The 25,180-nt window shown below is 37.6% G+C and carries 29 protein-coding genes; all 29 read right to left on the minus strand.

Features of this window, described 5'->3' with window-relative positions; all coding sequences use genetic code 11:
- Positions 1 to 36 precede the first annotated feature (36 nt).
- Positions 37 to 1,182, minus strand: coding sequence for a 1-deoxy-D-xylulose-5-phosphate reductoisomerase (dxr, locus tag ACIQ7T_RS00730; RefSeq protein WP_402868111.1), 1,146 nt, complete (start codon positions 1,180 to 1,182; stop codon positions 37 to 39).
- Between the two features lie 166 nt (positions 1,183 to 1,348).
- Positions 1,349 to 2,146: a phosphatidate cytidylyltransferase gene (locus ACIQ7T_RS00735; protein ID WP_370075201.1), complete on the minus strand. Its 798-nt coding sequence runs from the start codon at positions 2,144 to 2,146 to the stop codon at positions 1,349 to 1,351.
- Positions 2,143 to 2,937: an undecaprenyl pyrophosphate synthase gene (locus tag ACIQ7T_RS00740; RefSeq protein WP_370075202.1), complete on the minus strand. Its 795-nt coding sequence runs from the start codon at positions 2,935 to 2,937 to the stop codon at positions 2,143 to 2,145. The genes ACIQ7T_RS00735 and ACIQ7T_RS00740 overlap by 4 nt, the downstream gene beginning before the upstream one ends.
- A 545-nt stretch (positions 2,938 to 3,482) precedes the next feature.
- Entirely contained in the window at positions 3,483 to 4,040 is a 558-nt protein-coding gene (gene frr, locus ACIQ7T_RS00745) for a ribosome recycling factor (RefSeq protein ID WP_370075203.1), read from the minus strand.
- On the minus strand, positions 4,040 to 4,765 hold the full coding sequence (gene pyrH, locus ACIQ7T_RS00750) for a UMP kinase (protein ID WP_370075204.1): 726 nt from the start codon (positions 4,763 to 4,765) through the stop codon (positions 4,040 to 4,042). Before pyrH ends, frr begins: the two co-directional genes overlap by 1 nt.
- Before the next feature lie 359 nt (positions 4,766 to 5,124).
- A complete protein-coding gene (gene tsf / locus ACIQ7T_RS00755; protein WP_370075205.1) occupies positions 5,125 to 6,012 on the minus strand; it encodes a translation elongation factor Ts in 888 nt (295 codons plus the stop codon).
- Between the two features lie 101 nt (positions 6,013 to 6,113).
- Complete coding sequence (gene rpsB, locus ACIQ7T_RS00760) at positions 6,114 to 6,833, minus strand: 30S ribosomal protein S2 (RefSeq protein WP_049668466.1); 720 nt, start codon at positions 6,831 to 6,833, stop codon at positions 6,114 to 6,116.
- A gap of 157 nt (positions 6,834 to 6,990) precedes the next feature.
- On the minus strand, positions 6,991 to 7,587 hold the full coding sequence (locus ACIQ7T_RS00765) for a DUF6115 domain-containing protein (RefSeq protein WP_370075206.1): 597 nt from the start codon (positions 7,585 to 7,587) through the stop codon (positions 6,991 to 6,993).
- Between the two features lie 9 nt (positions 7,588 to 7,596).
- Positions 7,597 to 7,905, minus strand: coding sequence for an RNA polymerase subunit sigma (locus ACIQ7T_RS00770; protein ID WP_370075207.1), 309 nt, complete (start codon positions 7,903 to 7,905; stop codon positions 7,597 to 7,599).
- A 36-nt stretch (positions 7,906 to 7,941) separates the two neighbouring features.
- The gene (locus tag ACIQ7T_RS00775) at positions 7,942 to 8,712 is read right to left on the minus strand and encodes a FliA/WhiG family RNA polymerase sigma factor (RefSeq protein WP_370075208.1); all 771 of its coding nucleotides are present in this window, start codon (positions 8,710 to 8,712) and stop codon (positions 7,942 to 7,944) included.
- Positions 8,713 to 9,031: 319 nt separating this feature from the next.
- Entirely contained in the window at positions 9,032 to 9,406 is a 375-nt protein-coding gene (locus ACIQ7T_RS00780; RefSeq protein WP_402868115.1) for a hypothetical protein, read from the minus strand.
- Positions 9,406 to 9,912, minus strand: coding sequence for a chemotaxis protein CheD (locus tag ACIQ7T_RS00785; protein WP_402868117.1), 507 nt, complete (start codon positions 9,910 to 9,912; stop codon positions 9,406 to 9,408). Before ACIQ7T_RS00785 ends, ACIQ7T_RS00780 begins: the two co-directional genes overlap by 1 nt.
- A complete protein-coding gene (locus ACIQ7T_RS00790; protein WP_132357421.1) occupies positions 9,913 to 10,545 on the minus strand; it encodes a chemotaxis protein CheC in 633 nt (210 codons plus the stop codon).
- A 9-nt stretch (positions 10,546 to 10,554) separates the two neighbouring features.
- Entirely contained in the window at positions 10,555 to 11,001 is a 447-nt protein-coding gene (locus tag ACIQ7T_RS00795) for a chemotaxis protein CheW (RefSeq protein ID WP_370042849.1), read from the minus strand.
- 27 nt (positions 11,002 to 11,028) lie between these two features.
- Entirely contained in the window at positions 11,029 to 13,095 is a 2,067-nt protein-coding gene (locus ACIQ7T_RS00800; RefSeq protein ID WP_370075211.1) for a chemotaxis protein CheW, read from the minus strand.
- Between the two features lie 14 nt (positions 13,096 to 13,109).
- The gene (locus tag ACIQ7T_RS00805) at positions 13,110 to 14,264 is read right to left on the minus strand and encodes a protein-glutamate methylesterase/protein-glutamine glutaminase (protein WP_370075212.1); all 1,155 of its coding nucleotides are present in this window, start codon (positions 14,262 to 14,264) and stop codon (positions 13,110 to 13,112) included.
- Positions 14,265 to 15,140 carry a MinD/ParA family protein gene (locus ACIQ7T_RS00810; protein ID WP_402868120.1) on the minus strand — a complete coding sequence of 292 codons (876 nt, stop codon included), beginning with the start codon at positions 15,138 to 15,140 and terminating at the stop codon, positions 14,265 to 14,267.
- Complete coding sequence (flhF, locus tag ACIQ7T_RS00815; RefSeq protein ID WP_370075214.1) at positions 15,137 to 16,333, minus strand: flagellar biosynthesis GTPase FlhF; 1,197 nt, start codon at positions 16,331 to 16,333, stop codon at positions 15,137 to 15,139. The genes ACIQ7T_RS00810 and flhF overlap by 4 nt, the downstream gene beginning before the upstream one ends.
- Entirely contained in the window at positions 16,330 to 18,363 is a 2,034-nt protein-coding gene (gene flhA / locus ACIQ7T_RS00820; RefSeq protein WP_370075215.1) for a flagellar biosynthesis protein FlhA, read from the minus strand. The genes flhF and flhA overlap by 4 nt, the downstream gene beginning before the upstream one ends.
- Positions 18,364 to 18,386: 23 nt before the next feature.
- Positions 18,387 to 19,475, minus strand: coding sequence for a flagellar biosynthesis protein FlhB (gene flhB / locus ACIQ7T_RS00825; protein WP_370075216.1), 1,089 nt, complete (start codon positions 19,473 to 19,475; stop codon positions 18,387 to 18,389).
- Between the two features lies 1 nt (position 19,476).
- The gene (gene fliR / locus ACIQ7T_RS00830) at positions 19,477 to 20,253 is read right to left on the minus strand and encodes a flagellar biosynthetic protein FliR (RefSeq protein ID WP_370075217.1); all 777 of its coding nucleotides are present in this window, start codon (positions 20,251 to 20,253) and stop codon (positions 19,477 to 19,479) included.
- Between the two features lie 4 nt (positions 20,254 to 20,257).
- The gene (fliQ, locus tag ACIQ7T_RS00835; RefSeq protein WP_132357429.1) at positions 20,258 to 20,527 is read right to left on the minus strand and encodes a flagellar biosynthesis protein FliQ; all 270 of its coding nucleotides are present in this window, start codon (positions 20,525 to 20,527) and stop codon (positions 20,258 to 20,260) included.
- 13 nt (positions 20,528 to 20,540) lie between these two features.
- The gene (gene fliP / locus ACIQ7T_RS00840) at positions 20,541 to 21,206 is read right to left on the minus strand and encodes a flagellar type III secretion system pore protein FliP (protein ID WP_370075219.1); all 666 of its coding nucleotides are present in this window, start codon (positions 21,204 to 21,206) and stop codon (positions 20,541 to 20,543) included.
- Positions 21,203 to 21,874 (minus strand): flagellar biosynthetic protein FliO, encoded by a 672-nt coding sequence (locus ACIQ7T_RS00845; RefSeq protein WP_402868124.1) that lies wholly within the window; start codon positions 21,872 to 21,874, stop codon positions 21,203 to 21,205. The genes fliP and ACIQ7T_RS00845 overlap by 4 nt, the downstream gene beginning before the upstream one ends.
- A gap of 10 nt (positions 21,875 to 21,884) precedes the next feature.
- Entirely contained in the window at positions 21,885 to 22,247 is a 363-nt protein-coding gene (locus ACIQ7T_RS00850; RefSeq protein ID WP_049668450.1) for a response regulator, read from the minus strand.
- Positions 22,248 to 22,268: 21 nt separating this feature from the next.
- Positions 22,269 to 23,510 (minus strand): flagellar motor switch phosphatase FliY, encoded by a 1,242-nt coding sequence (gene fliY / locus ACIQ7T_RS00855; protein WP_370075221.1) that lies wholly within the window; start codon positions 23,508 to 23,510, stop codon positions 22,269 to 22,271.
- Positions 23,503 to 24,498 (minus strand): flagellar motor switch protein FliM, encoded by a 996-nt coding sequence (fliM, locus tag ACIQ7T_RS00860; protein WP_370042860.1) that lies wholly within the window; start codon positions 24,496 to 24,498, stop codon positions 23,503 to 23,505. The genes fliY and fliM overlap by 8 nt, the downstream gene beginning before the upstream one ends.
- A gap of 31 nt (positions 24,499 to 24,529) precedes the next feature.
- Positions 24,530 to 24,958: a flagellar basal body-associated protein FliL gene (gene fliL / locus ACIQ7T_RS00865; RefSeq protein ID WP_370075222.1), complete on the minus strand. Its 429-nt coding sequence runs from the start codon at positions 24,956 to 24,958 to the stop codon at positions 24,530 to 24,532.
- Positions 24,948 to 25,169, minus strand: coding sequence for a flagellar FlbD family protein (locus ACIQ7T_RS00870; protein WP_402868127.1), 222 nt, complete (start codon positions 25,167 to 25,169; stop codon positions 24,948 to 24,950). The genes fliL and ACIQ7T_RS00870 overlap by 11 nt, the downstream gene beginning before the upstream one ends.
- Positions 25,170 to 25,180: the final 11 nt, after the last annotated feature.

The following is a 25,180-nucleotide window of genomic DNA, read 5'->3' on the forward strand; positions in this document are numbered from 1 at the left end:
CTTTAAAAAGCGAATAGTTAACGATATCTTCTCTCTTTATTTTACCATGTCTAACACTGTTTTTCTTGTTTCACCGTCTACATGCAAAATTGTTTGCAAATCTGGCACTAATATGTTGTTATGTGCTTGCATTACACGCTCAATCGTTTCGTCAATTTCAAGGAATGTTATTTTCCCTTGTAAAAATGCCGCAACTGCCGCTTCATTCGCTGCATTCATCGCTGTTAAAATTGTACCGCCTGTGCGCCCAGCCTCATATGCTAGTCTCAATGCTGGATAACGTTCAAAATCCATTTCTTTAAAATGGAGCTGACCAATTTGCGCTAAATTAAGTCGTTGTCCGTTATGTAGCGGCATACGATCTGGGTAGCTTAATGCATATTGGATTGGTACACGCATGTCCGGCGTACCTAGCTGTGCAATGACACTAGTATCATGATACTCAACTAGGGAGTGAATAATACTTTCTCTATGCAAAAGTACATCAATTTTATCATAAGGCATATCAAATAACACTTGTGCTTCAATGACTTCTAGCCCTTTATTCATCATTGTAGCTGAATCTATCGTAATTTTCGCACCCATTGACCAGTTCGGGTGATTTAGTGCATCTGCAACCGTTACATGCTTCAACTCCTCGCGTGTTTTGTCACGGAAGCTACCACCAGAAGCCGTAATAATTAATCGCTCAATATTTTTCGGATTCTCTCCATTCATCGATTGGAAAATCGCAGAATGCTCACTATCAACCGGCAAAATTGCTGCATTATATTTCTTGGCCTCTGCCATCACTAAATGTCCAGCGGTTACAAGTGTTTCTTTATTGGCAATGGCAATTGTTTTGCCCATGCGAATTGCAGCTAATGTCGATTCTAGTCCAACACTTCCAAGAACCGCGTTTACTAGCACTGTCGAATCAGGATGTGTAGCGACCTCTACAAGCCCTTTTGCACCAAACGTAAAGTGTACTTGTGGATATTCTTTAGCGAGCATCATTGCATCTTCTTCTAATTGGACAGATACAAGCTCAGGCTTTAAAGTTTCAATCATTTCACGAGTTTTTTCGATATTTTTCCCTGAAGAAAATGCCACTAAATGAAAGGCATCGCGTTGTTCTTTTAAAATATCATAGGTTTGCCAACCGATTGAACCAGTTGCACCAAGTAAACTAATTTTTTTCACGACAAATTGTCCCCTTTTTCTATCTCAGCAAATGATATAGCACGATTATTATCACTCTGTTTAGAGGAAAATGCTATTATTATGGCACATCACCATAACGTAGAGTTGATCTCGGTTCCGACTAGACGTTATCCTATAGCGACCGATGAGCCACTATTGTTCCTATTTACCAAAAACAATGGAAAAAATGTAGTAAAGGGACTACGAACAATAGACTATCAAAGCGATCTAAAATACCGCCATGCCCAGGTAAAATATTTCCTGAATCCTTTACGTCAAAATGGCGCTTGATAGCCGATTCCACTAAATCGCCCATTTGACCAATAATTGACGCACAGATTGTGATGAAAATAAGTGAGACATAACCATCCGCAAACGGATAAATTGCTTGCATCCCAACAGCAAAGATTACTGCAATGACAATTCCACCAATAAAACCTTCCACGGTTTTCTTTGGTGAAATTTCAGGCCATAGCTTATTTTTCCCTAATTTTCTTCCTACAAAATATGCACCTGAGTCAGTTGTCCAAACTACAAGTAAACAATATACGACAAACTCTAGACCATAGCTTCGTGTTTCGATTAAGTAATGGAAGCCTAACCCGACATAAAACGCACCTAATAATATAAATGCAACTTCATCGAATGTAATTTTATTTTTTACAAGGACTACATATATGAGTAATAGCATCATTAGACCATACACAACCATTAAATTGGAGGAATAGCCAATTGCATCTACTACCTTACTTGACCAGTCTGTTGGTATAACAAGTAGTATTAATGTTAGTAACCCTAAAAAACCTGGTATTGAAAAAAGTGAAATACCTTTCATTTTTAGTATTTCATAAAAGCCGACAACAGCCATTGCAAGCACAAGTATTGTAAATGGCACTTTTCCATAAATAACAAATGGAATAAATAGTGCTGCTGCAATTATTGCTGTAATAATTCGTTGTTTCAAGTTGTTTCTTCTCCCTTCAACCCACCGTAACGGCGATTACGTTTCTGGTAGTTTTCCACCGCTTTCAGTAAGTTTTCCTCGCTAAAATCTGGCCACAATGTATCTGTAAACCAAAATTCTGTATAGGCGAGCTGCCATAACATAAAGTTGCTTAATCGCACTTCACCGCTTGTACGAATTAATAAATCTGGCTCTGGTAAATGAGCCGTCATTAAATGCGATGTCAAGCATTCTTCTGTTATGTCTTGCATCGTTAATTCACCATCCTGCACCTTCTGAAGCATTGTTTTCATGGCGTTAACCATTTCCGAACGACTTCCATAATTCAGAGCAAAATTTAGAATTAATCCTGTATTATGCTTCGTCTCCTCCATCGCTTCATACAACGCTTTTTGCGTATGCGCAGGTAATAAAGATGGATCTCCTATCATCTCAACACGTACATTACGTTCCATCATTTCAGGTAAAAATGAACCTAAAAATTCGACAGGTAAACGCATTAGGAAATCGACCTCTGGTTTTGGCCGCTTCCAATTTTCTGTAGAGAACGCGTACACCGTTAAAACTTTAATACCTAGATCTGACGCAAATCTAGTTACCTTTCGTACCGTCTTCATACCTTCATGGTGCCCTGCAACACGTGGCATGGCACGTTTCTTTGCCCAACGTCCATTTCCGTCCATAATAATCGCTACATGGGCAGGAATCGGCTCGTTTTTAGCAAGGGCAACACGTTCCTCCAATGATAGTGAATCTATATTTATTTGTTTACCTAATAGCTTTTTAAACATGCTAACTCCCCCACTACAACTAATCGGACGTATACTAACCTATCATAACAAACAAAAGCGCGTTTTGTCTTTTTTTTCCCTCTAAATTGACTATGTATGAACTACCTTATTTTAGAACTACACACATTTTAAGATATCACCATATGTTGAGTTAACTTTCGTTACAACTGAGTGTAGGCGAAAGAACATCAACTGATCATGACATATTTCAACTTTTGGTGATGAACTCTTTATTAGAGGGGCTTTTAAGACTTTTACCCCACTCAACTGAAGGTTAAAAAGGGTTATTGTTTCCCTTATTTTGTTCATTATTCAATAATGTATTTCGGTTCACGTTAAGAATAGTTCTTCTTAATCTTAAATGAAAGCAAAAATAGATGAAAGATATTTCCCTTAAAACAATTAAAGATGCTCTATCTCAGTATGTGTTTGGACACCCGCTGAATGAAGATACTTTAACAGTAAAGAGAAAAGACGTCCTTTATATATATAGGACGCCTTCATCTCATCAAAAAGTTCCATCATAGATATGCAAAACGAGTTGCTTACACTTCTAGAATTTCTTTTTCTTTTTCTTTCGCCACTTGATCTACTTTAACGATGAAGTCATCCGTTAATTTTTGAATATCTTCACCGTAGCCACGTAGATCATCTTCTGTGATTTCGCCAGCTTTTTCAAGTTTTTTCAGATCATCATTCGCATCGCGACGAACATTACGTACAGCGATTTTTGCATCTTCTGCTTCTTTTTTCACTTGCTTCACAAGATCTTTACGACGATCTTCTGTTAAAGCAGGAATCATTAAACGAATAACAGATCCATCATTTGTTGGTGTAATACCAATATCTGATTTCATAATTGCTTTTTCGATTTCACCTAAAATTGTTTTATCGTAAGGTGTAATAACTAATAAGCGTGCTTCTGGTACCGAAACACCTCCAAGCTGATTAATCGGTGTTGGTGCACCATAATAATCAACTGTAATGCGATCTAATAAAGCAGCATTTGCACGACCTGCACGGATTGAAGATAGTTCACGTGAAAAAGCGGCAATTGTTTTGTTCATTTTTTCTTTAGCTTGTTCTAAAACTTGTTTAGCCATTATGCATTCCTCCTAACAACTGTTCCAATTTTTTCGCCTTGTACGGCACGTTTAATGTTACCTGGTTCCATAATTGAGAAGACAATTAACGGAATATCGTTATCCATACATAAAGTAGAAGCTGTCGAATCCATTACTTGTAAGCCTTGTTGGATAACGTCTAAGTATGTGAGTGTATCATATTTAATGGCAGTAGCATCTACTTTTGGATCTGCAGAATAAACACCATCTACATTATTTTTTGCCATTAAAATAGCATCTGCGTCGATTTCAGCTGCACGTAACGCAGCTGTAGTATCAGTAGAGAAGAATGGGTTACCAGTACCTGCTGCAAAAATAACTACACGTTTTTTCTCTAGATGACGAACTGCTTTACGGCGAATATATGGCTCCGCTACTTGTGTCATAACAATAGAAGATTGCACACGTGTTTCAATTCCTAATTTCTCAAGCGCATCTTGTAACGCTAAAGAGTTCATAACCGTTGCTAGCATACCCATATAATCGGCTGCTGCACGATCCATCCCCATTTCGCTACCGATTTTTCCACGCCATATATTACCGCCACCTACAACAACAGCAACTTCTACATCAAGATCTACTACTTCTTTTACCTCTTCTGCAACAGACTTGATAATTTTTGGTGATAAACCGAAGCCCGCTTCCCCAGCTAACGCTTCACCACTTAATTTTATAACTACTCGTTTATATTGTGGCACACTCATTGTAAACCTCCGTCAGACTTTATTTAAAACATCTCTATTCCCTTTTCCATTATAGTATAAATAACAATAATTGCTAGTTATGAATAAGGCAGAATAGGAAATTATATGGCTCATCACCATAACGTGTGGTTGATTTCCGTTCCGACTGGGCGCTTTCCTGCCCAGTCTCCACTCCAATCAACTTATATACATAGTACATAGTATACGTTTTAACAAACATCCACAACTTTTGATGGATGAAACATTTTTATCTTTTTTTTCGCTCATTTCGGAAAAATAGGGAACACGCTATGTTGTGTTCCCCATTTTTTTGTCTAGAAAATCTAGATATTATTTGATTAGGATCTAACGCAAGTAAATTAGTTACCTTTAACTTGGCTCATTACTTCTTCAGCAAAGTTATCTTCACGTTTTTCGATACCTTCACCTACAGCGTAACGTACAAAGCCGTTTACTGAACCGCCAGTTGAAGCAACGAAGTCACGTACTTTTTGATCTGAGTTTTTAACGAATGTTTGGTCAAGTAAGCAAACATCTTCGAAGTATTTACCAAGACGACCTTCAACCATTTTGGCTACGATGTTTTCTGGTTTACCTTCGTTAAGAGCTTGTTCAGTTAATACTTTACGCTCACGTTCAACTTCTTCAGCAGAAACTTCATCGCGAGAAACATAAGTAGGGTTAATAGCTGCGATATGCATAGCAACATCTTTTGCAGCAGAAGCATCTGTAGAACCTTCTAAAGAAACTAACACACCGATGCGACCGCCCATGTGTAAATAAGAACCGAATGCATCTGCATCAGTTTTTGTTTTCACTTCGAAACGACGAAGAGTGATTTTTTCACCGATTGTTGCAACTGCAGTTGAAATTTGGTCTGCAATTTTCACACCTTCAGCATTTGCAAGCTCTAAAGCAGCTTCAACTGTTGCAGGTTTAGCAGCAAGTAATTGCTCAGCTAAAGAAGCAACTAATACTTGGAATTTTTCGTTTTTAGAAACGAAGTCTGTTTCAGCATTTACTTCAAGGATGATTGCTTCGTTACCTTGTTCTAAGATGAAAGTTGTACCTTCTGCAGCGATACGGTCAGCTTTTTTAGCAGCTGAAGAAAGACCTTTTTCACGTAGGAAATCGATCGCAGCATCAATATCGCCATCAGTTTGTACTAACGCTTTTTTACAATCCATCATTCCAGCGCCAGTTTTTTCGCGTAATTCTTTTACTAATTGTGCAGTAATGTTTGCCATTTAGTGTTTCCTCCTCAAATTGGTTGTACAAATTTTAGTGATAGGTTCTAAAAAAGGTGATAAGGGTTTTGAGCCACTTATCACCTTTTTCTAAACGTGAATTACTCAGCAGCAGCTTCTACAGCTGGAGCTTCTTCTTCACCTTGTTTTGACTCGATTAAAGCGTCAGCCATTTTAGCAGTTAAAAGTTTAACAGCGCGAATAGCATCATCATTAGCAGGGATTACGTAGTCGATTTCATCTGGATCACAGTTTGTATCAACAATACCTACTAGAGGGATGTTTAATTTAATAGCTTCTGCAACAGCAATACGTTCTTTACGTGGGTCAACCACGAACATTACGTCCGGAAGAGCGTGCATATCACGGATACCGCCTAAGAATTTGATTAGACGTTCGTGTTCTTTTTTAAGTTGGATTACTTCTTTTTTAGGTAGAACTTCAAAAGTTCCATCTTCTTCCATTTTTTCGATTGCTTTCATACGTGCAACACGTTTTTGAATTGTACCGAAGTTTGTAAGAGTACCACCTAACCAACGTTGGTTGATGTAGTAGTTGCCTGAACGTTCAGCTTCATCTTTGATCGCTTCTTGTGCTTGTTTTTTCGTACCTACGAAAAGAACTTTACCACCGTCTTGACCAACTTGACGCATGAAGTCATAAGCTTCCTCTAATTTTTTAACAGTTTTTTGTAAGTCGATGATGTAGATCCCGTTACGTTCAACGAAGATATATTTCTTCATTTTTGGGTTCCAACGACGAGTTTGGTGACCGAAATGTACACCAGCTTCAAGTAATTGTTTCATAGAAATTACTGACATGTGTATTTCCTCCTAGTATGTTTGGTTTTTATCCTCCGCATTTATCACTTGCAACAAGCTACCCTAAGCTTAGAGCACCACTTACTACATCAAAATGCGTGTGTATTAATAACACCATTTGCAACTATATCATAGCTTTACCCCATTCGCAACTGTTTTAGTTATGAAATTTCAATAAAAGCTCGATTTCTGTTTTTCCTTTTTGAAGCTGTTTTGCAATTTCTTCTGATGTTTTACCTTGTTTCGCTAATTCAACAACTTGTTGTTCCACTGTTAATGGTTTAGTTTCTTCCTTTTCGGTTGCATCAGTTGGTTGTTGGGCCGAATGTACCATCTTAGCTTCAGCTTTAGCTCCAGTTTGCTGTTGACGTGAATAAGCATTGGCTACGATATTTTTGGGCACATAAATACGCGGTTCATGATCGAGACTAATAGAACCGTCTACTGTACTTTCTTCCTTTGTCAGAGAAGGCGGTTGCTCCTGCTCCTTTTGTCTCACAATCTGTTCTTCCTGTTTCACAGCATTCGTTTGAGTTTCAGACTTTGAAACTCGTTGCATCTCTTGAATTAGGCGATCATTTTCATCTTTCATCTCCGCTAAATAGACACTAATGGTGTCATCCATTTCACGCATTAAGCGCTCCTGTTTTTTTTCTAAGTCCTTAAATTTTGCTAGCTTCGTATTTAATATAATAAGGAAATAAAATGAAAGTAGCTGTAAAATAAAAAGAACCGCTATTAGTATGATTGTCATAGTAAGCTCCTATCCACTAAAATCCACAAAATTTCCTTTAAACGGATGCTGCGCTTGCGTTTCTCGCTTCTCGTTATCCTTATTTTTCTTTTTTCGAGTACCTTTTATATACTCGCCACCTGCTTCTTCATCTTCGCTAATCTCATCCATACCCTCTGAAGTATTCACAACTTTTTGCTTGCGTTCTATTTCTTTTTTTAACGCTTCATTTGCATGTGCTTGCTGAGCCAAAGTTTGTTGTTGTGCCTGATCCGCCATTTTCCCTGCTTCAAAAGTTTTTGGAATAGCTATTTGTAGTTCGACACCCTTTAAACTCATGAGACTCCCTCCTTCAACGATATGTATATAAGGATATTATGCATTAATCATTTCATTAGATAATAATTTCCGTAGTTTTAATAGCGCCTTAGAGTGGATTTGTGAGATGCGTGATGTTGATAACCCAAGCATTTCTCCAATTTCTGTTAATGTTAATTCCTCAGTATAAAATAAACTAAGCACCAGCTGCTCCTTATCATTGAGCTTTTGGATATTTTCTGCTAAATCCCCAAGCAGTTCTGACTTAACGATAGCTTGTTCAGGTGTCGTTGTCGTATCATCACGAATAACAAATGACTTTCCATCAGCCTCATCTTGATCTTGCTGCTCATTAATGGAAAGAACATTTGAAAAGAAATGCTCCTGTACAGTTTGGTAAACTTCCTCAACAGGTAAAGTCATATGTTCCGCAAGTTCCTCAGGTGTTACATGACGCATATATTTTTGTTCTAACTGTTCAATCTGTGCATCTAATTTTTTTGCCTTCTCACGTGCGGAACGCGGCAACCAATCTTCCTTACGTAAACCATCAATAATTGCTCCTCTTACTCTAAAAGAAGCATATGTATCAAATTTCAAGTCTCTATTTATATCAAATTTATTTAACGCGTCAAAAAGACCTACCATACCTAAGCTCGTTAAATCGTCTCGCGATACACTCTTTGGTAAGCTCGCTCCAATACGTTGTACATGATAGGATACTAGAGAAATATATTTTTTTATAAGTAAATCACCAGCATCTGGATCACGTTCATTTATCCAGCGGTTCCACAGCTTTTGTTCATCGTTCAGAATTGGTTGTGTCATGTAATCCACCTCTCTAAGAAAAACGCATTTACGCGCCTGTTTGCCACTGTCTTATATTACCTTGATATTTTCCGTTATACTTCTTCCTGATGTAGTTATTCGTAGATGGCACAAAGAGTTACTAGCTATGAGCCTCTAACATAAATAACCAATGTAATTCTTTCCTATATTATAACAAGAATCGACTATAATTTCATTTGTTTCTCAGACTCTATCACAGATTCTTTACATTTTTGTGTCAGGCATTTTTTAGTTTGGCATAGTTAAAACTTACTAATGCAAAAGAATTAAAAAGAGCCGCTACTCGCGACTCCCATTTTTAAGCATTATTTAATTGAGGATCATCCTCACGATTCATCATTGTGCGTACAACTTGAGCAATTTCTTCTGAGTTTTCATCTTGAAACTCAACGGTAGAGTTGGCCGTAGGTGTTTCTTGATTGTCTTCCTCCTGATTGCCGGATTCGTTTTCTTCATGCTCACCTTCAACGACTTCTTCAGCGTCCTCCGGTGTGAATAAAATATAGGCAATTAAAAATCTTACAATATACATGACGAAAAACACAATTATTCCCGCCACAAATGACCCTATGATAATACGTAGTGGTGTATAAGGTTTTAGAAATGTACTAAAAAAATATATAGAAAAGGCAGTTAAAGCTCCCCATAGGTTATAAAAAATAGAACCAAACATTATATTTCGCTCACTCCTTGGTTAACCGTTCGAATATGTAATGTCGAAGTCGCAGGATTAAATTCAATTGTTCTACCACTATTACCGCCCGTGTCTTCGGCAACTAAACGAATTCCATGACGCTTTAGCTCATGCCTCACAGCTTCTACATTACGTGGGCCGATGCGCATGGAATCTTTATCTGAAGTGAATTGAAACATCTGCGCACCACCCGCAATTTTTGCCTTTAGCTTGAATTTTTGAACGCCTTCTAACTTTAATAAGTCAATCATTGCCGCAATGCCTGTGTCAGCAAATTTAGCCACATTTATTGACTCTTGTCTACCTAAACTCGAATCCGGCAACATCACATGAATTAAACCAGCTATTTTTTTGGATTCATCATATAAAATAACACCTACACAAGATCCAAGACCTGATGTTCTTATCGTATTTGGTAACTTTACTACATCCATTTGTGCAATTCCAACTTTTACAACTTGCCCATTACTACTGTTTAGCATCATCTATGAAACTCCTAATGCTTTAAAAATAGCATCAAATGAGTCTGGATCTGGTAATAAGAAGAAATGCCCTCTTACTGTTTCCTGATCCTCTACACCGTCTTCAAAAATGGATGTGTTTATGACGATAACATTATCGCTAACGTGTGATAATTCAATCAAACCAATACTAATAATGGCACCAAACATGTCAACACTTAGTCCTGGCACAGTTGGATAAATTTTTAAATTTGTAAAGTCAGATAACGCCGATAAATAAGAGCCAGATAAAATATTACCCATCTCTTGCATAGCTGATAAACCTAACTCTGAAACAGGTCGTTTTTTAAAGTCGAATGATTCATCAAATATGAGACGACGAATAAAACGATTTGCTTGTTCAATTGGCAGAATAAAGAACATACTACCTTCAGCATCACCTTCAATGCGTAGATAGATTCCAACTACGACATTTTCAGATCCTCCAGCAAGCTCCATCATGTCATTAAATGACACCATTTCAACCTTTGGTACTCGCATATCAATTTTTTTACCAAGCAAATTGGAAAGTGCTGTCGCAGCATGCGCAGCACCTATATTACCAATTTCCTTCAATACATCTAAATGTAGTGATGTAATCTTTTGATTATATGTCATTATCGATCCCTACTTTAGTGGATTTAGTACTTTCTCTAAATGCAATAAAATTAATAATCGTTTATCTATTTTAGCCACCCCTGAAATAAACTCTTCTTCCAATGAGCCTACTACTTCGGGCTGTGGTTCAATTGAGTCAGCAGGGATGTCTAACACATCATTTGCAGAGTCTACGACAAAACCTACTTCCATATCTTCTAATGAAATGATGATAATACGTGTTGTTTCTTCGTGCTCAGAGACAGGTAATTCAAACCGTTCACGTAAATCTACAATTGGCGTTACAACACCGCGTAGGTTAATAACACCTTTTACATATTTCGCCGTTTTCGGTACGCGCGTAATATGCATTAGTTTTTCAATTCCTTGTACATGTGACACTGGAATCGCATATTCTTTATCCGCTAGTTGAAAAACAATTACTTTAATACTTTCTTGTTCCACTGCATTTGTCATTGTTTACACCTCTCTTATTCATTCACCTTATTTAATAAGTGCGTTACAATCCACAATTAAGGCTACTTTTCCGTTACCTAAAATTGTTGCACCTGAAATTGCAAAGATATTCGTTAAGTAGTTTCCTAATGATTTCAGCACAATTTCTTGTTGGCCAATGAATGAATCCACAACTAAACCAGCAAGTTTCTCACCTTTTCGAACGATGACCACTGAATGGAATTCGTCACCCTGTGGTTCTTTACGAGGTACCTCAAAGATTTCTTCTAAAAATACTAGTGGTACTACTTTGCCACGGAAGTCGATTACTTTTTGATTATGCGCATTCATAATTTCAGATGAACGGATAATTGAAGTTTCGATAATTGATGAAAGCGGAATGGCATAAATCTCTTTCTCTATTTCTACTAGCATGACAGAAATAATCGATAATGTCAGTGGTAATTGAATCGAGAATACTGATCCTACATCTTGTGTAGAGTCAATTGAAATATTTCCACCCAATGATTCTATTGTTGTTTTAACAACGTCTAATCCAACGCCTCGGCCTGATACGTCAGAAATAACATCTGCCGTTGAGAAACCAGAAGCCAAAATAAGCTCATTGATTTGCTTATCTGACATTGAATATGATTGTTCTTGTGTAACAATACCTTTAGAAATAGCTTTCGCAAGTACTTTTTCACGGTTAATACCTGCTCCATCATCTTCAATTTCAATAAAGACATAGTTACCACTATGATAAGCACGCAGGACAACTGTTCCTTCTTCTGGTTTACCTTTTGCAAGACGAGCTGTCGGATTTTCAATACCGTGGTCAACAGAATTACGAATTAAATGAACAAGAGGATCCCCAATTTCATCGATTACTGTACGATCTAGCTCTGTTTCAGCACCAATAATTTCGAGGTTAATTTTCTTGTTTAGATCACGAGATAACTGACGAATCATTTTTGGGAAGCGATTGAATACTGTTTCAACCGGAACCATACGCATCGTTAAAATAATAGTTTGTAAATCACCCATGACGCGGCTCATACGCTCCACTGTTTCATTTAGCTCTCCATGGTTAACCTCAGTTGCAATAGACTGTAGTCGTCCTCGATCTATAACAAGCTCTTCAAATAAGTTCATTAATATATCAAGTCGCTCGATATTTACACGTATTGTTTTATTACCAACCGGCGCATGGCTTTTATCAGCCTTAGCAGGAGCGGCTGCTTTTGCAGGTGTAGGTGCTGCAGTATTTGTTTCTGTTGCAGTAGCAGGTTGAGCCTCAACTTCTACCGTTGCTGTTGCCGCTACTTCTTGAATTGCTTGTCCATTTTCACTATATTGCTTTTGTTCGATAGTTGCGACAATCACTTCTTCAACTTCTGAAACTTTCATAATCTTTTTCTGCATATCTTCAGCAGATTCTTTTGTTACGAAAGCTACGTAAAATTGTTGATCAAACTGTTCGTCTTCAAGCTTTTCTACAGATGGATTTGATTTAATAACATCCCCATCTTTTTCTAAAATCTCAAACACCATAAATACTCGTGCTGCTTTTAAAAGACAGTCCTCACGTAATTTAACTGAAATTTCGAGTGCATTGAAACCTTGTTCAGTAGATTGAGAAATAACTGTTTGTTCAAAACCGTCATACTCTAACACACTTGCTACAGCAGTAGCGGGTGTCTCAGTAGTTGCTACTACTTCAGGAATCGCTTCCTCACCTAATTCAATACGCTTTAATTGTGCAACGGTTGAAGATACATCACGTTTTCCATCTCCGCCATTTGCAATGTCCATCACCATTTCTTCTAGATGGTCTACAGACTCGAAGACAACATCTAAAATTTCAGGAGTTACATGGATTTTCTCATTTCTGATCGCATCCAACACATTTTCCATTTTATGAGTTAAATCTGCTAGATCTTCAAAGCCCATTGTCGCAGACATACCTTTTAATGTATGCGCTGAACGGAAAATTTCTCCAACAATCGCCAAATCGTCTGGATTTTTTTCTAGTTCTAATAAATGTTCACTACACGCTTGTAAATGGTCTTTACTTTCTTCAATAAACATCTCTAAATATTGATTGACTTCCATAAGAGGACACCCCTTTAAGGCAAATATTTCATTATTGTTTGTGCAATATCATCTACATCTGCTACTTCATCGACAAGCTGCGTTTCCACTGCTGCTTTCGGCATACCATACACTATGCAAGTTTCAGCTGACTCAGCGATTGCAATCACATTTCCAGTACTTTTTAGTGCTTTTAGTCCGTCAGAGCCGTCATGGCCCATACCTGTCATAATAACTGCCACTTTATCAAAATCTTTAAATTGGCTGACATCTTCAAACATCACATCTACAGAAGGGCGATGTCCAGATCTAGGTGGTTCATTATTATCAAGGACTATGCCAAAGGAGGTACCTACTTTTCTAAGTTTTAAATGATACCCACCAGGTGCAATATACGCCGTTCCATTTTGAAGAATATCTCCTTGCTCAGCTTCCTTTACGGTAATCTCACTCAATTGATCCAAACGAGTAGCAAGAGATTTTGTAAATCCTGCTGGCATATGCTGGACAATTAAAATTGGTGCTTGAATGGATTTTGGGATTTTTGTTATTACTTCTTGTAATGCTCTAGGTCCGCCGGTGGAAGTCCCAATCAGTACAATTTTCCGGCCTACTTTATTCCATTCCACATGTGGCTTTGATGATTCTGCCCTTGTCGGAAAAACATTGACAGGAGGAGTCATCATACCTTCACTAAATGATTCTCTTCTAACGGTACTCGCTATTAATGAATGTTCTTGTTGTCTTTTACTACCAGAAGGTTTCTTTAATTTTGAAACAGGTACCAATGATGCTTGTTCAACCTTGTGGACAAGTTCGGTTTGGATTTTATGTAAATCAAGAGAAATTGTTCCGCTTGGCTTCGCGACAAAATCTACTGCACCAAGTTCAATTGCTGATAAGGCATTTTCTGCTCCTCGTTGAGTTGTACTCGAGAGCATAACAACAGGTACTGGACATATAGTCATAATTTCTTTTAAAGCATCAAGCCCATTCATTTCAGGCATCTCAATATCCATTGTCACAACTGTTGGCCGCAATGATTGAATCTTTTTTATCGCATCTTTCCCATTTCGTGCTGTTCCAACTACTTCAACCTTCGAGTTGCCAACAAAAAAGTCACTAATTAGCTTTCTCATAAAAGCAGAATCATCAACAACTAATAGCTTGCTTTTATGTAAAAAGTCCAATTAATCACGTCCTTTCGAAAAAATACTTCTTAATTTAGTTAAGAAATTACCTGCTGACTGATCATGTGCATGAACTTCCTCCACACGGTATTCCATAAAACGTGCCACTATAAGATGAAGTGTCTTTGTAATAAGTGCGTCTGGATAGGCAAGTGAAAAAGGCACTTGCTCACGCACAGCCTTACGCACAACAGAATCTTCAGGTAATGAGCCTAATACCGTAACCTCTTTGTCCAAAAAACGCTTCATCGTACGCTTCAGTCGTTCATTGGTTTCCAGTCCTTCTTCTTTACTATAAGCTCGATTACAGAGTATATAAAATTGCTTGTCCGCATCTCTCGTATGAATATATTTCATCATTGAATATGCATCTGTAATAGAAGTTGGCTCTGCTGTTGATAAAACAATGATTTCATCTATAGAAGTTAGTAAATCTAATGACCAGTTAGTTGCTCCTGCTCCCATATCAAATAAGATGTAATCAAAGCTTTTTTGAAGCTGCTCAAATGCATGAATGAGTCGATCAAACATAATATCTGACCATTCTAAGACGCCCGACATACCAGACCCACCTGAAATATACTTTAATTCGTAAGGACCTTCAAATATTACCTCATCTAGTAACTTATTTCCTTCTAAGTAATCTTTTAAACTATAAGATGCACTTTTTCCAATTAAAATATTGATATTCCCCATACCAATATCCATATCAACGATGACAACTTTTTTCCCTTTATTGGCCAATGTAATGGCAAAATTCATCGTGAAGTTACTTTTACCAACCCCACCTTTACCACTTACAACCGCAATTGCCCTGCCTAATTCGCCCTGCTGTTTCAACATTTTCAAGCGTAATGTTTCAGCTTGGTCTCTCATTTTTCTTCACCTTGAAAAAATAAATTTAGTACTGCTTCTAGATCAGCTTCTTCAATGTCTTCTGGTACTTCTTGACCATTCGTGTAGTAAGCAAGTCCTTTATTATATTTAATCATTAAATTAATCATTGTGCCAATAGAATTTGTTTCATCAATTTTTGTAAAAATGAATTTTTCAATTGGTAATTGCTTAAATTGCTCTACAATGTTTGCCATATCCTTCTCTTTCGTTGTCATAGCAAGTACTAAGAAGGACTCAGCTTGATCATCAAATTTTATGAGACGCTGTAAATCGTCTACATATTTTACCTCTTTATAATTGCGGCCTGCTGTATCTATAAACACTAAATCTAAATGGGACAATCGATGGATTGCTTGCTCAAAATCTGTTGCATTATAGGCAATTTCGACAGGAGCTTGTAACAGTCCAGCATACGTTTTTAATTGCTCAATTGCAGCAATACGGTAAGTATCTGTCGTGATAAATCCTATTTTTTTCTTTTTTTCTAAAACTGCTCTAGCTGCCATTTTAGCAATTGTCGTAGTCTTTCCGACACCTGTTGGACCTAGAACATTAATATATTTTTTTTCATAGGATAATCCCCCGACTGGGAGATTCTCTAGCTCTTTGCGCAATAAATTTTTCGTAACCATCTTATATTGAGAAAAATTGATTTCTGACGCTTCTTTGAAATGCGTAAAAAGCTCATCACCAATCGTTGTGATGAGCTCCTCACATAGCTCCTGCTGTCTTAAGTATTCAATGAAGGGTAAGAGTTCATCGGGATATTGATCCTGGATAGTCTTCTTATGCATAGAATGCATTAAAGATTTTAAATCTGCAATTTCCTTCCTCAAATCTTCAGAAATGCCAGTTTCCTCATGCAAGGGCGCATCATTCTGGGGCTGTACTTGGTGCATGTTAGCTTGTACAGCATTCGTAATCTCTTGTAACCTTACATTTTCTTTTTTAGCTGTTTTTATAGGTAAAGCTGCAGGTGCTGGAGCCGCATTACCTGGCTCCATTGAATCAATCCCTGCAACAACCTCAAAACTTTTCTTTTTAATGATTCCAAAAAACTTTTTTGTCACTACTACTTTCGAATTCAAAATGACAGCGTCCTCACCTAATTCAGCACGCACAAGCTTCATCGCTTCTGGTATGGAGGATGCATAATATTTTTTCATTTTCATTCAACATTCACCACCCCAACACTTTGAATTTCAACCGTAGCATCAAGTTCATTGTATGATAGAACTGGAATTTGCGGGAAATAACGCTCCGTTAGTTGACGTAAATACATACGAACTGCTGGAGAGCATAAGATAATAGCAGATTGTTCCATAAAGGAAACCCGTTCTACTTCTGCAGCAATAGTCTCCAAGACAGTTTGAGAATCTTGTGGATCCATCGCTAAATAATTTCCGTGATCAGTTTGTTGAATACTATCAGCAATCATTTTCTCTACTTTACCCGAAACAGTTATAACCTTTAGTGACGAGCTGTCTCCTACGTATTGAGAAGTAATCTGACGTGCTAATGCTTGACGTACATACTCAGTTAATATATCGGTATCGCTCGTTAACTTTGCATAGTCTGCTAGCGCCTCAAAAATAATTGGTAAGTTTCGGACTGAAACATTTTCTCGTAGGAGTTTACCCAGTACTTTTTGAATTTCTCCAGTCGATAACGGTGTAGGCGTCAGCTCTTCGACTAAAATTGGATGTGTTTCACGTAAATGATCAATTAACTGCTTCGTCTCTTGACGACCAAGTAATTCATAAGCATTTGCACGAATCATTTCGGTTAAGTGAGTCGACACTACGCTCGGTGGGTCAACAACTGTGTAGCCGAACATTTCTGCATCCTCTTTCACTTGCTCAGTAATCCATTTTGCAGGTAAGCCAAATGACGGTTCAACTGTGTCAATTCCTTCGATGGAATCATCATCTCCTGGACTCATTGCTAAATAATGATCAAGTAGAAGTTCACCACGCGCCATTTCGTTACCCTTTATTTTAATTCGATATTCATTTGGTTGTAATTGAATATTATCGCGAATACGGACAACCGGAATGACAATCCCTAATTCTAATGCTAACTGTCGACGTATCATAATGACTCTATCTAATAAATCGCCGCCTTGAGTAGCATCTACTAACGGTATTAAACCATAGCCAAATTCAAACTCGATTGGGTCCACATTTAATAAATTCACAACGTTTTCAGGGCTCTTCATGCCGTCAGTTGCCACTTCTTCCTCAATTTCAAGTAATTCTTCTTCATCCTCTGGTTTTTTATGATCCATCATATAAGCACCAGCAATTAGTGAACCACCAATTGGGATTGTTATCCAGATAGGGATAGGTGTGAAAAATCCAAGTAAAAGTATTGTTCCACCCGCTACATAAAGCAGTTTTGCTTGAGCAAATAACTGACCTGTAATGTCTTCACCAAGACTACCTTTAGAGGATGCACGTGTTACGACAATCCCTGTCGCTGTAGAGATCAGTAGCGCGGGAATTTGTGAGACAATACCATCTCCTACTGTTAACTTAGAAAAATGATTTGCTGCCTCTGCAAATGGAAGCTTCATCTGCACAACACCGATGATGATACCAAATAATAAGTTGATAATAACCATGACCATTGAGGCAATGGCATCCCCTTTTACGAATTTTGTGGCACCATCCATCGCTCCGTAGAAGTCCGCTTCACCCGCTACTTTCTCGCGCCGTTCACGTGCTTCCCTTTCAGAAATAACTCCTGCATTTAAATCAGCATCAATACTCATTTGTTTACCCGGCATCGCATCCAGTGTGAAACGTGCTGCTACTTCAGCTACACGCTCCGCTCCTTTTGTAATAACGATAAACTGAATTAACACAAGAATTAAGAATACAACTAAACCAACTAGTACATTCCCGCCGACTACAAAATCACCAAACGTTTCAACAACCGCACCAGCATCACCTTTGGCTAAAATGGCACGTGTTGTAGAAACGCTCAGTCCGAGTCGGAACAAAGTTAACAATAAAATAACTGAAGGGAAAATAGAAAAGTCTAATGCTTCCTTCATACTCATTGCTGTTAACAGTACTATTAATCCTAATGTAATATTAATGACGATTAAGAAACTTAACATCCACGGAGGAAGAGGAATGATGAGCATCGCAACGATTAAAATAACCGCACCTAAAACCCCTATATCGCGAACTTTCATTTGTGTCCCTCCTACAAAAAGCTTTAAATTTTCCGTTTAATTCGATAAACATAAGCAAGCACTTCGGCTATTGCTTTGAAAAACTCTTCTGGTACTTGATCGCCAATTTCTACTTGATCGTACATTGCTCGTGCTAATGGCCTATTTTCAACCATAATCACATCATGTTCTTTCGCAATCAGTTTAATCTTTTGAGCGATAAAGTCTGTACCCTTAGCAACGATGCGTGGGGCATCCATACTTTCCTCATCATATTTGATGGCAATCGCATAGTGAGTTGGGTTTGTTATGACAACATCGGCGTTTGGAATCTCTGACATCATTCGACGCATCGCCATTTCGCGTTGGCGTTGTTTGATTTTCGATTTTATCAGTGGATCGCCCTCACTATTTTTATATTCATCTTTAATATCTTGCTTAGACATTTTAAGATTTTTTTCGTAATCATGTTTTTGATACATCCAGTCTAAAAGGGATACACATAGTAAGACGAGCGAAGCAGCAATCCCCATGATACCAACAAGCTTACCCACTGTAATAAGAGTTATCCATGGGCTTTTAAAGGATAACGCCAAAACTTCCGGCAAATTCGTCCAAACTATAATTGTCGTAACGCCACCGATGAAGCCAATCTTTAATACCGATTTGAGAAGCTCTATAATGGCTTTAACAGAAAATATCTTTTTTAACCCTTTAATCGGGTCCATTTTTTTTAAATCAAACTTCATCGGCTCTAATGTAAATAGGAAACCGAACTGTAGGAAGTTACCTGCCAATGCTCCAACAAATGCAATTCCCATTATTGGGACAATAATAAAAGCCATTTGCACTAATGTTTCTGTAAATAAGCTCATCACACTATCAATCGTTAGTGTTTCTACGCGTATGTTATGAATAAAAGTTTGCCTGAAAAAAGCTAAAAGATCGTCTCGCATCGAACCTGCAAAGAAGAATAAAAAGATAAATACCATGAGCATGACAATCGCACTGGAAATATCCTGACTTTTGACGACCTGACCTTTTTTTCGAGCATCTTGTCGTTTTTTGGGCGTCGCCTTTTCCGTTTTTTCTCCCGCAAAATACTGTAAATCTAAATCCAGCAGTAGCAACATTTTATCCACCACCTAAAATAGCCATTAAATCACGCATCGCATATATCATAATTGTAATAAGCTTTTGTATCACTTGAACCATTACAGTCATCATTGTGAATAACACTAGAAAACTAACACCAATTTTAATAGGAAAACCAACAACAAAAATATTTAATTGTGGTACAGTTTTCGCCGTGATTCCTAGCGCCAAGTCGACTAAAAATAAAGTTGCTACAACAGGAGCAGCCATTTGAAAGGCAATCGCAAAAACAGCTGTAAATGTTGTGATGATAAACTCTATATAATTGGCATTTGCGAAATTTGGAAATCCTTGATCCATCGGTAAGAATTGATAACTATAATAAATTCCATCGAGAATCATATGATGTCCATTTATAGCTAGTAGAAAAAGTAATGCTAGCGTATTAAAAAATTGTCCTATCAATGGACTTTGTGCACCTGTTTGCGGGTCAATAATATTGGCAATGGCAAAACCCATTTGAAAATCTATAAAGCTTCCGGCAATTTGAATTGCCGACATGATGATATAAGCAACTAGACCGAGCAACAGTCCAATGAGCGCTTCTTTCATCACTAAAAGTATGTAATCACCATTAAATACAAATGGTTCAACGTCAATTGTGTAATACATCATCCAAGCTAAAACTAATGCGAGCGTTATTTTAACTTGTGGCGGAATCGTTCTGTACGAGAAAAAAGGCACAGTGACAAAAAATGCCGATACGCGCACAAGCACTAATAAGAAAACCGTAAAATGCGGGATTAATTCATTCATCTACTCACCCTATATAACGCGTTAAATTCTCAAAAATATCTCTCGCATAGCTAGTCACTTGTGATAACATCCAAGGACCGAAAAATACGATGGCTGCTAATACAGCGATGATTTTTGGAACGAATGCTAAAGTTTGCTCTTGAATCGATGTTGTTGCCTGAAAAATACTTACCGCTAAACCAGTGATTAAAGCAACTAATAATAGCGGACCGCTTGTTAGAAGGATAACCATAATGGCACGCTCTGCAATTGAAATAACCAATTCACCTGTCATACTGTATCATCCCCTAAAAACTTTGTAGTAATGATTTCATCACAAGGTACCAACCATCAACGAGTACAAATAATAAAATCTTAAACGGCAATGAAATCATAACCGGTGGTAACATCATCATCCCCATCGACATTAGAGTACTTGCAACAATCATGTCGATTACTAGGAATGGAATAAATATCATAAAGCCAATTTGAAACGCTGTTTTAATCTCACTCAATGCGAAAGCAGGTACGAGCATTGTAAGGGGAATTTCTTCTACTGATGCTGGCTTTTCTGCTTTATTATAGGTTAAAAATAAATCAAGATCCTTTTGCCTTGTATGCTTACTCATAAACTCTTTAAACGGCACACTGGCACGATCATACGCTTCTTCAATTCCAATTTTCTCAGAAAATAGTGGCTGCAATGCCTCTTTATTGACCTCTTGAAATGTTGGGGCCATGATAAAGAAAGTTAAAAACAAGGCAAGGCCCACAATGACCTGGTTCGGTGGCATTTGCTGTGTCGCTAACGCAGTACGAACAAACGATAATACGATAACTATTCGTGTAAATGATGTCATTAAAATTAAAATACTTGGTGCCAGTGAAAGAACTGTTAACAACAAAAGAAGCTTAACAGCGCTAGAGACATTTGTCGGGTCGCCGTTGGAAAAAACACTGATTACATCATTCATTTATCATCATTCTCCTTTTGCTTCCATTTCTCCAGTTCTTCACTACGCTCCTGTTTAATTTCGGAAATCTTTTTTTCAAATAGCTCACCAAAAGAGCCTTGTTTTTGCTGCGCTGGTGAACTTTCATTACTTTTTCTCTTAAACTTAGATAATACTTCTGCAATATACGGTGATGTTACTGCAAGTTCTTGTCGTTCATTATATAGTGCTAAAAGTGTTGCAACTTCATCAGGATCAGTAATTTCACGTAATAGCTGGACATCCTCACCGACCCCAACTAAATAGAGTGTTTTACCTACTTGTAATAGTTGTACCGACTTTTGAGCACCTAAAGATAAACCGCCTAAATTTTGTACTAATTGATTACGTTGAAAGTTCAAATTTCTTTTATTTAAAAACTTCATTAATCCATAAAATAAAGCTATAACAAAAATAAGCGCCAACACCATTTTTATGTATTCCCACGCAGATACGTCTCCAGCCGCTTGTAAATCTGAATCTTTCTCAGCAGCTGGAGTACTATCTTCTTTGCAATCTCCTTTTTTATTAATGCAGTCGTCGACAAATTTTGTGTTAGATTCTGCATACACAGGAGTTGTTGTAGGGTACAAAAACAGGAAGGATACAAGAAATGCGAAAATCATCGTTAGACGAAATGATTTTAACATTTGCATTCAATCATCCTAGAGCTTTTTGAATCGCTTCAATTACACGATCAGCTTGGAAAGGTTTAACAATAAAGTCTTTCGCACCAGCTTGAATTGCATCGATTACCATTGCTTGTTGTCCCATTGCCGAACACATAATTACAGTTGCATTTGGATCTGAACCTTTAATTGCTTTAAGAGCAGCAATACCGTCCATTTCTGGCATCGTAATATCCATTGTTACTAAATCTGGCTTTAATTCGTTGTACTTTTCAACAGCCTGTAAACCATCAGCAGCCTCTCCAACAACTTCAAACCCATTTTTCGATAAAATATCCTTGATCATCATGCGCATGAATGCGGCATCGTCTACAATCAAAATTCTTTTAGACATGGTTAACTCCTCCAATTGAAACTATCTTAAATTATTTAAACGCTCTGCTTGACTTAAAACATCTGTAATGCGGACACCGAAGTTTTCATCAATAACAACGACTTCACCTTTAGCGATTAAACGGCTATTTACTAAAATATCAACTGGTTCACCAGCCAATTTATCTAGTTCAATAATCGAACCACTAGATAGTTCTAATATCTCTTTTACAGAACGCTTTGTACGTCCTAACTCTACAGTAACTTGCAATGGAATATCAAGTAGCATATTTAAATTTCTAGCTTCAGATTGCGAGATAACATTTGGATCAAAACTAGCAAACTGTGCTTGTTGAACATTGACCGGTTGAACAGGTCTTGTTGCTTGCATCGGAATCTGTTGTTGCTCTTGATACATTGGTTGCTGCACAGGCGCTGCTTGCTGTTGATATACTGGCTGTGCAGGCGGTGGTGTTACAGGTGCTTGTGGTTGCATAGACGCCTGTGGTTGTACAGGTGTCGGTGCTACTGGCGCTTCAGGCGCTATAGTTGCAGCCACAGGTTCCTCGATCGATTCCGTTTCTCCTAATAGAGATTTTACAATGTTTTGGCTAAATTTCAGCGGTAATAATTGCATTAGATTCGAATCAATTAAATTACCAATTTTCAATCTGAAAGATACTTTTACGAGTAAATCATCTTCAGGAATATTTTCTCGTCCTTCGTTCTGAGAAATATTCATTAAATCAATAGTAGGTGGAGAAATATCCACTTTTTTATTAAATACTGTCGACATTGAAGTAGCCGCAGAACCCATCATTTGATTCATAGCTTCTTGCACGGCACTTAGCTGAATTTCACCTAAATCTGGTTTCGGATTTAAGCCATCTCCACCTAACATTAAATCAGCAATAATCGCTGCATCGGATTGCTTAATGACAAGTAAATTCATTCCTGTCAATCCGATTGTATATTCAACCTGTACGGCTACATAAGGATGAGGAAATTCCTCTTCTAATTTATTTCGGTTAATCATTGAAATACTTGGGGTAGTAATATCTACTTTTTGACCTAATAACGCTGACAGCGCTGTAGCAGAGCTACCAAAAGATATATTTCCTACCTCACCTAATGCATCTTGGGCAAACGAATCGAGGTAATCCTCTACTTTTAAATCATTAATTTCCTCATTTGTAGAAGCTTCAGTGCCGCTGTTTTTATCTTCCAACGTTTCGCCCCTTAATAACGCTTCAATTTCTTCTTGGGAGAGCATTTCATCACTCATCTTCGTCTCCTCCTTTCAAAGGGTCGATAATCTGGATTGCTAATTTTTTGCCTTGTTTTCCTGGTTGAACTGTAAATTTCGGTAATGTCCCTACTTTTAACAGTAGTGGATCTTCAATTTTTTGTTCTAATTGAATAACATCTCCAACTTGCATTGTGAGGAAATCCTCAATGGTAATGTCTGTAATACCTAGTTCAACGGAAACAGGTAGTTGTGCTTGTTTCACACGTGTTTCAAGCATTTTTGTTTGCTCTGGAGACATCTCTTTTGTATTCGTCTGCATCCAGTAACGAACAGAAAGATTTGGAACAATTGGCTCCAATACAACATGCGGGATACAAATATTAATCATACCGCTTGTCTCACCGATGATCGTGTTTAAGGAAATAACGACAACTGTTTCATTTGGTGAAATCATTTGTAAAAATTGAGGGTTGACCTCAAGCTCTACTAAGATTGGATCAATTTCCGCAACATTTTCCCATGCCTCGCGTAAATTGTCGAATGAACGTTCAAAAAGGTTTGTCATAATTTTAGTTTCTATTTCTGTTAAGTTATCTACATTACTATGACTCGCCCCACTACCGCCCATTAAACGATCTAACATCGAGTAGGCAATGTTTGGGTTTATTTCCATCAATATATTACCATCTAATGGCGGCACTTCAAACACATTAATGAGTGTCATATTCGGAATCGAACGTACAAACTCTTCAAATGGTATTTGGTCCACTGATGCAACAGTAATCTGCACATAGCTTCTCAGCTGTGCAGAAAAGAAGGTTGTCAGCAATCGTGCAAAATTTTCATGTATTCGGGTCAAACTTCGGATTTGATCTTTTGAGAAACGAAGTGCTCGTTTAAAGTCATAAACTTTAACCTTGCGCCCCTCGTCCTCTTTTTTTATGTCGTCCGCTGACATTTCCCCAGTTGATATTGCGGAAAGCAGCGCATCTATCTCAGATTGAGATAACACATCTCCTGCCATTTGCCCACCTCCATTTCAAGCAGTTTCTTTATTATTGGGTGATGAAGGAGGTAAAATAAACTTCCTGAATTTCTCCCTCTTGCATCAATTCATTAATTTTTGTTTTTAATGATTTTTGGAAAACTTGTTTCCCTTGCTTACCTTCTAAATCTTTTTGCTCCATTTCTGAAAGCTCTTGAATAACAATATTTTTCACTTGGAAATCACGTTTCGTTAATTCAGCAGCAGCATCTTTATTTGATGTTTGAATTTTTAACGAAAAGCGTACAATTTTGTTATCAGCTAGATTTGTAGTAATCTCCGGAATTTCAACAGAAGCTTCTACGATTTCATCAATAGTTGGCTCAAGAGACTTTGCCGGCTTATTAAATTGGGTAAATAATACAAAGCAAATACCCCCGATAAGTATGATTGCTACTAGTACGATGATAATCATCGTTAACACTTTGTTATTCTTCATCTTCTTCACCTCGTAGATGCGGGTTTGATAGTATTTGTATATTTTTATAAAAGGCTGTTACCTTTTGTCGCACCTCATCTTGACTCTGTAAAACAATGATTTTGGTTCCAGTCGTTAATGTAATGGTCGTATCCGGAAAAGATTCGACCGTTTCTATGTATAAAGCATTCAATGTAAATGCTTTGCCATTTAAACGTGTTAGTTCAATCATTGAAATAGGGC

This window comes from Lysinibacillus sp. NPDC096212 (genome assembly GCF_044763105.1).
GTDB lineage: Bacteria > Bacillota > Bacilli > Bacillales_A > Planococcaceae > Lysinibacillus.